Here is a 13,051-nt window from a genome sequence, read left to right on the forward strand (position 1 = left end):
GAGAAGTAAGAATAGTACACACACTTAGTCAGAATCAATGAAGTTGATTCCATTCTTTGCCTCCTGAAATTATAAAGTAGTATAGAAAAGACTTTGTGTTAAAATAATATGATATGCACTAAAAACAACCCCGGCTGTCTTAATTCTGAGACAGCCGGGGCTAAAATTTATAATAGAGGTTTCTATTTTAGAGAGTCAAAGCTTTTTGGTAAGCATTTTCCAAACCTTCGAGGTTTTTACCACCAGCTGTTGCAAAGCCAGGGTTTCCGCCACCACCACCTTGGATTTCTTTTGCAAGGTCTTTTACGATAGCTCCAGCCTGATAATCTGCTGCAAGATCATCAGAAACGCCAACAGTAATCATTGGTTTTCCGTCTGCATCAGAAAGAATGATGGTAACTGAAGCCGGAATTTCTTTCTTCAATTGGAATACAATATCCTTTACAGAACCTGCATCCAGAGACGTTTTCTTTACAAGAAGCTGCTTGTTGCCTTTCTGCTCATATGCATTCTTCCATTCTCCGATTTCTCCTTTTGCCTTTTCCTTTTTAAGAGCATCTACTTCAGCCTTCAATGAGGTATTTTCTTCGATCAGTTTTTCAATAGATCTTACCACATCTTTAGATTTTAATAATTGAGAAAGTTCAATGATCTGTTTTTCAAGATTGTGGAAATATTCTTCAGATTTATCTCCTGAAATAGCCTCTATTCTTCTGATACCCGCTGCAGCAGAACCTTCAGAAGTAATTTTGAAATGACCGATTTCGCTGGTGTTTTTTACGTGAGTTCCCCCGCAAAGTTCTTTTGAACTTCCAAACTGGATCATTCTCACACTGTCACCATATTTTTCACCAAATAAAGCCATTGCTCCTTTTTCCAGAGCTTCCTGAATCGGAATATTTCTGAATTCCTGTAAAGTAATACTTTCTTTGATCTTTTTATTTACTTTTTCTTCAATTAATGCTAATTCTTCCTCAGTCATTTTGTTGAAATGAGAGAAGTCGAAACGAAGATAATCCGGCCCAACATAAGAACCTTTCTGTTCTACGTGAGTTCCTAACACCTCTCTTAAAGCTTCATGCAGAAGGTGAGTCACAGAGTGGTTAGCCTGAGAATTTTTTCTCTCAGAAGCATTTACTTTAGCATAGAAAACAGCACCTGCATCTTTTGGAAGACCGTTGATTAATGAAATAATTAATCCGTTTTCTTTTTTAGTTTCCAGCACTTCAAAACTTTCAACAGCATTTTCAAGAACACCTTTGTCTCCAACCTGTCCACCTCCTTCAGGATAGAAAGGAGAACTGCTTAATACCACCTGATAGAATTCTCCGTCTTTATTTTCTACCTTTCTGTATCTTGTAATATAGGTTTCAGATTCAATCTGGTCATATCCTACAAAGGTTTCAGGTTTTGATTCAAGAGTTACCCAGTCATATACTTTTTGAGCAGAATCTGCTTTTGAACGAAGCTTTTGTTTCTCCATTTCAGCTTTGAAGCCTGCTTCATCAATCGTTAATCCTTTTTCTTCAGCAATAATTCTTGTTAAATCATCAGGAAAACCGTACGTATCATACAACTCAAAAACTTCTTCGCTTGGTAATACTTTCTGGTTATTGCCAATTGTCTGCTGGATCAGTTTTTCAACTCTGATCAGACCGTTTTCAATGGTTTTTAAGAATGAGTCTTCTTCACTTTTGATCACTTCAGCAACCAGTTTTCCCTGTTTTTCAAGCTCAGGAAAGAATGCTCCCATCTGCTCCTGCAGCACAGCAACCAATTTGTAAAGGAAAGGTTCTTTCATATCAAGGAATCTGTAAGAATAAGAAATTCCTCTTCTTAAGATTCTTCTGATTACATAACCGGCACCTCCATTGGATGGCAATTGTCCGTCTGCAATAGCAAAAGAAACAGCTCTGATGTGGTCTACCACAACACGGATCGCAATATCTTTCTCGTCTTCTAAAATTCCGGTGTATTTTTTACCTGAAAGTTCCTCAACTTTAGCAATAAGCGGAGTGAAAACATCCGTATCATAGTTGGAAGACTTCCCTTGAAGCGCCATACAAAGACGTTCAAATCCCATTCCTGTATCTACGTGCTGAGCAGGAAGCTTCTCTAAAGATTTATCTGCCTTTCTGTTGAATTCCATGAAAACCAGATTCCATACTTCTACAACCTGTGGATGATCATTATTCACCAATTCAAGTCCAGAAACTTTCGCCTTCTCTTCCGGTGTTCTTAAGTCAACATGGATTTCTGAACACGGTCCGCACGGTCCACTTTCACCCATTTCCCAGAAGTTATCTTTTTTATTTCCATTGATGATTCTGTCTTCGGAAATATGAGATTTCCAGAAATCATATGCATCCTGGTCTCTGTCAAGATTTTCTGAAGCATCACCCTCAAAAATCGTTACATATAAATTTTCTTTTGGAATTCCGTATACTTCAGTCAGTAATTCCCAGGCAAAAGCAATAGCCTCTTTTTTGAAGTAATCCCCGAAAGACCAGTTTCCTAACATCTCAAACATGGTATGGTGGTAAGTATCTCTACCTACATCATCCAGGTCATTGTGCTTCCCTGAAACTCTAAGACACTTTTGGGTATCGGCAATTCTAGGGGCGGTAGGTGTTTTGTAGCCAAGGAAAAAATCCTTGAACTGCGTCATTCCGGAGTTGGAAAACATAAGGGTAGGGTCGTCTTTCAGCACAATAGGAGCTGAAGGAACTATAAGGTGCCCTTTACTTTTAAAATAGTCTAAAAATTTTTGACGTATTTCTTGTGATGTCATAGTATTGCTTTTGCTTTTTTAAATATCAAATTTTTGATAAGATGCAAATTTAAGATTTTTAAGCGATTTGTAATAATTTTATGCTATGTTTTGAATGATAACGAGTTTGGCTAACGGATATGTGGTAAACCTTATAGGTTTTCAAAACCTTTAAGGCTTGTAATAGCAGTTTTGTAATGACTGTAATCAATAATAGTCTATCTAATTTTGCAATTTTCCGTTTAACTTACTACCTTCGTTGTGATCTGAAAAAAAGACAAAAAATCCTTCCAATGACAAAAGATGAAGAGCTGAAAGACTGGATAGAACAATATTCAGGACCACTTTTGAAGAGAGCACTGTATGTACTTTCCAATAAAGAAGATGCACAGGATGTGGTTCAGGAAGTTTTTCTTGCAGCCTATTCTGCCTATGATTCTTTTGAAGGGAAAAGCAATCCTCTTACCTGGCTGATGGCTATTCTGAATAGAAAAGTTGCAGATTTTTACCGGAAAAAATATAAATCCGAACCCAAGATCCGACTTGATCATTTTTTTGATGAAACCGGATCATGGAAAAATAATGATGTTTTAAACGACTGGAATGTTTCTGGCGATGGAGATGAGCTTTTAGACAGTGCAGATTTTAATAAAACATTAGAAGAATGTATTGAAGAATTGCCCTCCAAATGGAAGATTTTGCTTAAAATGTATTATATCGAAGAAAAAAAAGCACCGGAAGTCAGTCAGGAATTAGAAGTTTCTACGACTAATCTTTGGAAGATTCTGCAAAGAAGCCGAATGCAGTTGAGAGAATGTCTGGAGTTTAACTGGTTTTCAAAATCATAAGAGAAATGATAAGAAGAATACTACATAAATTATTTTTACCATGCAGTGAAGCCACTTTACTGATGGAAAAGAGGAATGCCCAATCTATTTCTTCCAGAGAAAACAGGATGCTCAGCATGCACCTTATGATCTGCAAATGGTGCAGAATGTACAATGAAAAGCTGGCAATTCTGGATAAAGTGTTTAAAAAGAAATTTTCTGAACAAAAAACGGAAATAAATGAATCTGAAATTCATGACTTTAAAAATAAAATGATCGATAAATTAAATTTCTAAGAAAATTTCTGTCAGGATTGTAAAATAGCTCCGACTATACTTTTGAAAACAATAAAGTATTCATTTAAAATCTTAAAAACATGGTCGGAACAGCACAAAAATCTAAAAATCTATTATCCCGAACCGGGTATTACATTTCCCTATTCGGAGCAGCGCTTATTTTTCTGTGGATTGGTATCTTCAAATTTACTCCCACAGAAGCAGCAGCCATAAAACCTTTGGTGGAAAACCATTTCTTAACTTTTTTCGTATATAAAATTATAAGCGTCCAGGCAGTGTCAAATCTTATCGGAACGATAGAAATTATCATTGCATTACTCCTGATATTTAGTGCGAAATTTGCAGTACTGAAAAAGTATGCAGGTATAGGAATGATCGTAACTTTTCTGGTAACATTAAGCTATTTATTTACAACACCGGGAATCTGGAAAATAGTAGACGGAGTTCCTGTGACGGATTTCTTTATTCTGAAAGACCTTATGCTTTTAGGATTTGGATTCATGATTGTTCAAAATAATAAGTAATGAATAAAAAGGATAAAATGAAAAATATATTAATTGTACTCGGAATCATTCTGGGTATAGCAGTATTTGCTGCGGGATCCGGGCTTTTTAAAAAAAACAAGCCTGATGTAGTGGAAATAAAAAAAGAAAATGAGAAAATTATGGATAACAAAAACGTTAGAGAGATTTATTTTGCAGGTGGATGTTTCTGGGGGACAGAACATTTTTTTCAACAGATTCGTGGAGTGGTAGGAACAGAAGTAGGCTATGCCAACGGAAATACCCAAAATCCTACTTATGAAGAGGTGGTAAGTCATACAACAGGTTTTGCAGAAACCGTAAAAGTAAAATATGATCCTGAACAGGTAGATCTGAAACTGTTGATTGATCTTTATTTTAAAACCATTGATCCTACAAGTAAGGATCAGCAGGGAAATGACAGAGGAAACCAATACAGAACCGGAATTTATTTCACCAATAAAACAGATGAAGCGGTGGTAAAAGATGAAGTTCAGAAGCTGGCAAAGAATTATAATAAACCAGTAGTCGTAGAAACTATTCCATTGAAAAATTTCTACAGAGCAGAAGATTATCACCAGGATTATCTGGATAAAAATCCGGGCGGTTACTGTCATATTGAACCGGGACTTTTTGAAATGGCGAAAAAAGCCAATCCGCTTCCAAAACCGGCTTATCAAAAACAGGATAAAAAAGTTTTAAAAGAAAAATTAACTGCAGAACAATATAATGTTACCCAGGAAAACGGCACGGAAAGACCTTTCCAGAATGAATACTGGAACGAAACCCGTGAAGGAATTTATGTAGATATTACCACCGGAGAACCTTTATTTGTCTCTACCGATAAATTTGAATCCGGATGTGGATGGCCAAGTTTCTCAAAACCGATTACCAAAGGTTTGATTGATGAAAAGCTGGACCGTTCCCATGGTATGGACAGAGTAGAAGTAAGAAGTAAAACCGGTGATGCCCATTTAGGACACGTTTTCACAGACGGACCGCAGGATAAAGGAGGACTTCGTTACTGTATCAACAGTGCTTCTCTGAAATTTATTCCAAAAGCAGAAATGGAAACAAAAGGATACGGAAAATATCTTCCGTTGTTAGATAAAAAGTAATATGAAAGCAAGGCTGCCATCTGGCAGCCTTTTATTTTGAGTTAGTGATGTAATTGAAACCGTTCTTTGATGCTGAGCATAGAGATATTCAGAAATATGAGAAATCCGAAAATAATGTAGGAAGTTTCTTTGGAAGCGGTTGTAAACAGGTTAAAGATCTGCCCATAGCGGGTAGATTCAAAAGCATTCATAGTTTCTGCTGGCCCCCAATCTATAGTATCATTACAAAGTAAACATTCATATTCAGGATATTGCACCTTAGGATCTATATAGCTATAAACCGCAAAAATATGTCCTGTTTTCTCCAGGTCAACGGCATATTGTTCCTGTTTGGCGATTGCCAGATCATTCAAAACAGAGACAAAATCACCATAGCTATTATTTTGATCTAAAATAAACTCAATACCAGACTCTTTCTCATTTCTTTTCTGAAGATTTTTCAGTTCAGAGACATATGATTTTGAATTTTCTTTAGCAGTACCGGGGACTATTTTTATTTTTTTGTAATTCCAGTTTCTTGCAGGTTCAAAACTTGCAAAAGTATTTTTAATCCCCTCTCTTTCTTTGGCAGGAAGTCCAATATCTATCACAGAAACGTTAATATCTTCAGACTTTTGGTTTCCATAATACCAGAATAAAACAGGAATCAGCAGGGCACTGATCAATCCCGGAAAGTAGTATATTTTTTTCATGGCTGTTTTTTGACAATGCTGAATGAAAATTTTAAGCCAAAAAAAGTGATCCGAAAACGAACCACTTTAAAAACAACTTTTAAATTCTAAATATAGACATCTACCAATCTCTTTTTCTCAGAATCCAGTACGATCCGAATATAAAAATAGCACACCACACCAGACAGGCGATAAGACTTTCCGTAGGGTAGTGAAATTCATATTTTAAGCCGATCATTTTAGCCATATTTAATCTCATCATCGGATTAGGAATAAGGTTGGACATACTTTCCAGCGGTAAAAGATGCGTTAGGAAAAAATCGTTCTGAAGAACCTCGTTTCTTTGTGGTCCCTGCATTCCCTTTACTTTTGAATACGTTTCAAGAGCGGTTAAAATTCCTTCGCCAATCCACAAAACGAAAAGGGCAAGAAAAACAAAAACAGATTTTCTCAGTAAAATGGAAAGGAACATTAAGAAGCAAAAGAATGTAAATAGCTTCACAAAGTAATTTCCAATGAAGAAAATCTCAGCAAAAACCTTTGCAGATTCTTTTGTATTAGAATATTGATATCCAAGGAAAATAGTAATCCCGAATACAATCACTGTAGAAACAATTGTGAAAATACTTATCGTTAAAAGTTTTGAAGTGATGAACTCTTTTCTGCTCAATCCATCAATCGTATTCTGCTTGAACATTCTGTTGCTGAATTCCTGTGAAATAGAGAAAACAATGATCAGCCCCAGGAAAATTTTCAGCAAAGCAACAATCCATGTGGTGAAATTCCAGATTTCAGGGAAATTATAAATTCCTTCTTCCTTTAGATTGATCGTTCCTCCGAAAACATCAAAGTCAATCAATCCAATGAAAAGTAAAGCAATAAGAATGGCGAAATAGAGTATTGTGAAAACTTTGAACGGTTTGTAGTTCAGGTTTTTATAGTATTCCAGTTTTAATAATTTGATCATGATTAATGGGTGTTTTTTACAAGTTCAAGAAATTGAGATTCAAGAGACATTTTTTTCTTGGTCAAATGGGAAAGATAGATTCCTTTCTCTGCCAGTTTCTGATTCATTGCCGAAGCTGAAACAGAAGCATCATCACGGATCTGGGCTTTGATAAGATCACCTTCCTGATGGATGGAAGAGAACCACTGAAGCTCGTTAAGGGTATTTAACAGCAATGTGTTATTATCTGCTTTCAGTTCAAAATATCCGTTGTTGGAAGTCATTTCATCCACTCTTCCACAGTAAATGGAATTTCCTTCTTTGAGTACAATTACATGGCTGCAGATTTTTTCAATTTCATCAAGAAGATGGCTGGCGATGATAATCGTGATGCCTTGTTTTGCAATATCACTGATGATTTCTCTGATCTGAATGATTCCTTCAGGATCCAGTCCGTTGGTCGGCTCATCCAATATCATTACTTCAGGATTGTTCAGCATCGCCGAAGCAATGGCAAGACGCTGTTTCATTCCCAAAGAAAAGGTTTTGAAAGTATCTTTTCTCCTTTCATACAGATTAACGGTCTTCAGGACTTCGTCAATCCTTGAATAGGGTGTTTGCTTAATTTCAGCGACAATCTTAAGATTGGTTTCTGCACTGAGATAAGGGTAAAAGTTAGGCTGTTCGATAATCGCCCCGATCTTTTTCAACGTTTCCGGATCTGTTCCCTTTTTTCCAAACCAGAACCAGTCTCCACTGGTAGGATTGATGGTTGACAGCAGCATTCCGAAAGTAGTGGATTTTCCACTTCCGTTCGGACCTAAAAGGCCATAAACATTTCCTCTTTCGACATCAAAAGAAATATTGTTGACCACAACTCTTTTGAATTTCTTTGTCAAATTTTTTACTGATAAAATCTTTTCCATGTAATTTGTTTTACATAGTAGTAGTCTATATAAATTAGATAATGTTACAGAATTATCATAAATCAATATTAATTTATGAACAAATACATTAAATTTGATAGTATTAATCAACAGTTATGAAGCTAATTGAACTGGCAGAAGAATTAAATGTTTCTGCAGAAGCCATCAAACAGTTTATCCAGGATTTTGATCTTGAACTGGTAGACTGTGTCAGTACCAATTTTGAGGTAAAAGAAGATTTTGAAAAATTTGCCCGCGAAAATGTAGATTTTTTAAGGTTATACGAAAAAGATCTTGATAAAAATAAAACACTGGAGCAGATTGCTGAAGTTATCAATCAGCCTAAAGATAAAGTAGAGGAGGTGATTAAAGATCATAATCTCAATATTTTTGATAACGGCTTTTTCAAATCCTCCATTTCAAGCTACGGAATTGATAACAAACTGGGCGGCAATTATCAGTTTGTCTATGATTATTTCGGGCATAAAACCAGCCTTCAGCAAAGAGATTTTATAGGATACAGAGACCTTTTCTTTTATACCTCCACAGTTTTGGAACCCTTCCTGAATCCACAGCAGATCAAAGACTGGGGAATCAACAAACCTGCAGGAATTATTCTGTATGGACCTCCGGGAAGCGGCAAGATCTTCTGGGCTAACAAAATTGCTGAAATTATTGGATATCAGTTTAAAGAAGTGAAAAAGCATTATTTGGGAACTTCATTGATTGACGGAAATGAAATCAACTTCAGTGATTTTCTGCTGAACATGATGAAGGAAAACAAAATGCTGCTTTTCATGGATGATTTTGATGAAATTATGATGCAGAGAAGAGCAGAAACAGATGTAGCTTCCCGTAATCTCGAAGCTCAGGAACTTATTCTTCACTACATCGGAAAATTTGAAAAAGAAGGTGTCCTCATGGTAGGTTCTGCCAATTCTGTTTCAGAAATTGACGAAGAGATTCTTGCTCCCGGAAGATTCGATGTGATGATTCCGGTCTTTCCCCCCAATGCTTCTGAGCGTTCGGAAATCATTCTTTACGCCATGACCAGAGGATTGGAAGAAGATTCTTTACTCTACAAAATACTTAAAAACAATAAAGCAGATAAAATACCTTTCTGGCACGAAATCTCTTCAAAAATGAAAGCATTCAGCAACACCATGCTGATAGACTTTACCCAAAGCTTAAAGAAAAGAATTAAAAATCTTTACCAGAGAACCAGAAACGAAAAGCTGAAAATAGATCAGAAACTTTTAGACAGTGCATTAAGGGATGCAGGATCAAAGCTTACTGAAGAATATCTTGATCAGGTAGCACGTTTTCTCGCGGATGCCATTATTAATAATTTTGATGATTTTCAGTTTAGAATCCAGGCATTGAAGAATGAGCTGGAAACCTATAGAATTGTAGAAGAACCAAGAAGAGCAATCGGGTTTTCACATAATAATGAGGAAGATAAAGGATAGTGACTACGATTTAAGAATTAAGGTTGCACTGTATCATACATTACTACTTTATACATTTTACAAAAATACTCATGAACAGCATCTGGGAACTGGATACTTTCTACAGAAAAAGAGACATCATCATTATTGGTGCGGGGTTTTCCGGGCTGTGGACTGCCATATCCATCAAAGAAAAATATCCTGAAAAATCCGTTTTGATTATTGAACGGAACGCCATTCCATTGGGGGCTTCCACAAGAAATGCCGGGTTTGCGTGCTTTGGAAGTTTTACAGAAGTCATTGCCGATTCGCAGAAAATGGGTTGGGAAAAAACATTGGAGCTCGTTACCATGAGATTTGAGGGACTTCAGAAAATTCAGCAGTATTTTAAAAAGAATGAAATTGATTTTGAACTTAACGGTGGCTATGAAATTGTAAACCATGAAGAGCTTTTAGCCCAGATGGATGCTGCCAATGAAAAACTGAAAACAATAACTGGTCTGAATCAGACCTATACTCTGAAACAGAACAAAATACAGGAATTCGGACTTGGAAAATCTGCATTCCTGATTGAAAATCCCTGTGAAGGAAGTCTGCATTCAGGAAAGTTATTACAAAAGCTTTTAGAAAAGTGTCATGAACTGAAAATCGAATTTTTATTTGGAACGGAAGTTCAGCATATTGAAGAAGCAGACAACGTTGAGGTTCATCTTTCCGCCGGCCTTTCTGTAAAAGCAGATCAGCTTATCTATTGTACCAATGCGTTCACATCAAAGTTTCTGGAAAATGAAAATATTATTCCGGCCCGTGGACAAATTCTTCTCACTGAGCCTATAGATGGTTTAAAACTTAAAGGAACGTTTCATTATGACGAAGGCTATTATTATTTCAGAAATGTAGGAAACAGAATATTGCTGGGCGGTGGAAGAAATCAGGATTTTAAAAAAGAAGAAACAACCGCATTTGAAACCACAGAATTTCTGCAGCACCATCTGGAAAACTTTTTAAAAGAAGTGATCCTTCCTGATAATGATTTTACCATTGCCCTTCGCTGGTCAGGAATAATGGCTATGGGTGAAGAAAAGTCACCTATTGTAAAACAAGTTTCGGAGAAACAGTTTTGTGCCGTAAGGCTTTCTGGAATGGGAGTCGCCTTAGCTCCGAAGATTGGAGAAATGATAGCAGAGATGATTTGATATATGATTTTAGAAATTATAGGCTGGAAGCCGGAAGTTGGAGAATGGAAGTTAAATACACACTCTAGCCCTAAAACCCTCTTACTCTCAAACTCACAAACCCGCACCTCAAACCCAAAACTTAAAACCTGGAACTTTAAACTCAGAACGCTCCACTCTAAAAGAATTCCTTATTTTTGCAAAAAAGAAACATTCGTGATAAGCAACGACCAGATAAAAGAAGTTCAATCCAGAATTGAAGACTTACACAGATACCTTCAGATTGAAAAAAAGAAGATTGAAATAGCCAATGATGATGAAAAAACTGCGGCACCCGAATTTTGGGATAATCCAAAAACGGCTGAAGCATTTTTAAAACAGCTTCGTTCCAAGAAAAAATGGGTAGAAAGCTATGATGAAATTCAGACACAGTTTGAAGACCTTCAGGTCTTGGCTGATTTTGCTAAAGAAGATCCGGATTCTGAAAAAGAACTGGACGAAACATTTCCGCAATTGGTGGAGAAAATTGAAGACCTGGAATTTAAAAATATGCTTTCCAATGAAGGAGATGAACTTTCTGCAGTACTGCAGATCACAGCAGGAGCAGGAGGAACGGAAAGTTGCGACTGGGCATCCATGCTGATGAGAATGTATACCATGTGGGCAGATAAGCAAGGCTATAAAATCCGTGAACTGAACTTTCAGGAAGGTGATGTAGCCGGAGTGAAGACTGTTACCTTGGAAATTGAAGGCGAATTTGCTTTTGGATATTTAAGAGGTGAAAACGGAGTACACAGACTGGTTAGAATTTCGCCTTTTGACAGTAATGCAAAACGTCATACCAGTTTTGTTTCAGTATATGTCTATCCTTTAGTAGATGATACCATTGAAATTAATATCAATCCTGCTGATATCAGTTTCGAAACAATGAGATCTTCCGGAGCAGGAGGACAGAACGTAAACAAGGTAGAAACTGCTGTACGTCTTCGTCACGCACCAACAGGAATTATCATTGAAAACTCAGAATCCCGTTCTCAGCTTCAGAACAAAGAAAAGGCAATGCAGCTTCTTCGTTCAAGACTTTACGAAATGGAACTGGAAGAACGTATGAAAGCCAGAAACGAGATTGAAGCCAACAAAATGAAGATCGAATGGGGAAGCCAGATCAGAAATTACGTTATGCATCCATATAAATTGGTAAAAGATGTGCGCTCAGGTCATGAAACCTCAGATGTGGATGCGGTAATGAACGGTAATATCACTCCTTTCCTTAAAGCATTCTTAATGGCCGACGGAACGGCAGTTTCCGATGATGATCCCGACTTATAAAAATCATGTTTGAATTTTAGTTAAAATCTTATAATTAATTTTTGTTTCAGACATTTTAGGCTTACTTTTGTTGTTCATCGATATTTATGGAAGATTTCAATAGCTGGAAGGATTTATTAAACCCGGAGTTTTATATAAAAATGGGAGGGTTTTGGCTGATTTTGTTTATTGTTTTTGCTGAAACAGGCCTTTTTGTAGGATTTTTTCTACCTGGGGATTCACTACTGTTCGTTTCGGGAATTTATGCCGTTGAAATCATCAAAGAGACTTTTGGCTCTACAGGGAGCGATTTCTTAGATACCACCTTACTGGCTTCCGGAGTAGCTCTTGCTGCTATTGTTGGAAATGAAGTAGGCTACTATTTCGGAAGAAAAGCAGGCCCAGCTTTGTATAAAAGACCGGATTCAATGCTTTTCAAAAAAAAATATCTTTATCAGGCACACGATTTCTTTGAAAAACATGGAGCATTAGCTGTTATTATGGCAAGATTTTTACCGGTTGTAAGAACTTTTACTCCCATTGTAGCAGGTATTGTAAAAATGGATAAAAAAGAGTTTTTAAGAGATAATATTATTGGTGCTGTATTGTGGTCATTCATTCTGATCTTTGCAGGACATTATCTGGACAAGCTTTTTATGGAGCAGTTTGGTATCAATCTGAAAGAAAAACTGGAATATATCATTATTGTTATTGTTTTGGTAACTACACTTCCTGTGATTATTAAGTTTGTTTTCGGGAAAAAGGATGATTTCTCAAAATATGAAAACAATGATTCTGAATAAGAAAGAATCCAATCAAAAAATATGCAGCTGTCTCAATAATGAGATGGCTTTTTTTTTGCTTATGGATAGATAAGCTTTTTCTTAACACAAAGATTAATTTTGATAGAGTATTATTGTAAGAAAGCAAAGTTGGGAATTACTGTAATTGATTCTTTCTGAGCAAATGTATATTTATCAGCTTCATCAGTGACAAAGTCACTTCTCTTTGCCTCCTTGAAGATAAAACAGTGGATTATTTATCC

Annotated in this window: 12 protein-coding genes; 8 read left to right on the plus strand and 4 right to left on the minus strand. The window is 36.4% G+C overall.

Translation table 11 applies throughout. The annotated features are described in order from the left end of the window. Positions 1–187 precede the first annotated feature (187 nt). Positions 188–2,791: an alanine--tRNA ligase gene (alaS, locus tag C8D70_RS12820; protein ID WP_110367569.1), complete on the minus strand. Its 2,604-nt coding sequence runs from the start codon at positions 2,789–2,791 to the stop codon at positions 188–190. A 272-nt stretch (positions 2,792–3,063) separates the two neighbouring features. Here alaS and C8D70_RS12825 point away from each other — a divergent pair, with 272 nt between their 5' ends. From C8D70_RS12825 to msrB, 4 genes are all read left to right on the plus strand, one after another. Continuing rightward, on the plus strand, positions 3,064–3,618 hold the full coding sequence (locus tag C8D70_RS12825; RefSeq protein ID WP_110367615.1) for a sigma-70 family RNA polymerase sigma factor: 555 nt from the start codon (positions 3,064–3,066) through the stop codon (positions 3,616–3,618). Between the two features lie 5 nt (positions 3,619–3,623). Then, positions 3,624–3,893, plus strand: a complete 270-nt coding sequence (locus tag C8D70_RS12830) for a hypothetical protein (RefSeq protein ID WP_110367570.1) — start codon at positions 3,624–3,626, stop codon at positions 3,891–3,893. Positions 3,894–3,973: 80 nt separating this feature from the next. After that, positions 3,974–4,417: a DUF417 family protein gene (locus C8D70_RS12835; protein WP_076595716.1), complete on the plus strand. Its 444-nt coding sequence runs from the start codon at positions 3,974–3,976 to the stop codon at positions 4,415–4,417. A 17-nt stretch (positions 4,418–4,434) separates the two neighbouring features. Further along, on the plus strand, positions 4,435–5,532 hold the full coding sequence (gene msrB, locus C8D70_RS12840) for a peptide-methionine (R)-S-oxide reductase MsrB (RefSeq protein WP_110367616.1): 1,098 nt from the start codon (positions 4,435–4,437) through the stop codon (positions 5,530–5,532). 41 nt (positions 5,533–5,573) lie between these two features. Here msrB and C8D70_RS12845 read toward each other — a convergent pair whose 3' ends face one another. The 3 genes from C8D70_RS12845 to C8D70_RS12855 form a co-directional block, all read right to left on the minus strand. Next, positions 5,574–6,224, minus strand: a complete 651-nt coding sequence (locus C8D70_RS12845) for a hypothetical protein (RefSeq protein ID WP_110367571.1) — start codon at positions 6,222–6,224, stop codon at positions 5,574–5,576. Between the two features lie 100 nt (positions 6,225–6,324). Next, complete coding sequence (locus C8D70_RS12850) at positions 6,325–7,170, minus strand: ABC transporter permease (RefSeq protein ID WP_110367572.1); 846 nt, start codon at positions 7,168–7,170, stop codon at positions 6,325–6,327. A gap of 2 nt (positions 7,171–7,172) precedes the next feature. After that, positions 7,173–8,075 (minus strand): ABC transporter ATP-binding protein, encoded by a 903-nt coding sequence (locus C8D70_RS12855; protein ID WP_076595713.1) that lies wholly within the window; start codon positions 8,073–8,075, stop codon positions 7,173–7,175. A 116-nt stretch (positions 8,076–8,191) separates the two neighbouring features. Between C8D70_RS12855 and C8D70_RS12860 the strand changes: the two genes are divergently transcribed. The 4 genes from C8D70_RS12860 (at position 8,192) to C8D70_RS12875 (ending at position 12,809) form a co-directional block, all read left to right on the plus strand. After that, positions 8,192–9,544 carry an AAA family ATPase gene (locus C8D70_RS12860; protein ID WP_110367573.1) on the plus strand — a complete coding sequence of 451 codons (1,353 nt, stop codon included), beginning with the start codon at positions 8,192–8,194 and terminating at the stop codon, positions 9,542–9,544. A 71-nt stretch (positions 9,545–9,615) separates the two neighbouring features. Beyond that, positions 9,616–10,719 (plus strand): NAD(P)/FAD-dependent oxidoreductase, encoded by a 1,104-nt coding sequence (locus C8D70_RS12865; protein WP_110367574.1) that lies wholly within the window; start codon positions 9,616–9,618, stop codon positions 10,717–10,719. 195 nt (positions 10,720–10,914) lie between these two features. Next, positions 10,915–12,027 (plus strand): peptide chain release factor 2, encoded by a 1,113-nt coding sequence (gene prfB, locus C8D70_RS12870; protein ID WP_076595778.1) that lies wholly within the window; start codon positions 10,915–10,917, stop codon positions 12,025–12,027. A gap of 86 nt (positions 12,028–12,113) precedes the next feature. After that, a complete protein-coding gene (locus C8D70_RS12875) occupies positions 12,114–12,809 on the plus strand; it encodes a DedA family protein (RefSeq protein ID WP_076595710.1) in 696 nt (231 codons plus the stop codon). Positions 12,810–13,051: the final 242 nt, after the last annotated feature.

Source organism: Chryseobacterium sp. CBTAP 102, from assembly GCF_003201365.1.
GTDB classification, from domain to species: domain Bacteria; phylum Bacteroidota; class Bacteroidia; order Flavobacteriales; family Weeksellaceae; genus Chryseobacterium; species Chryseobacterium candidae.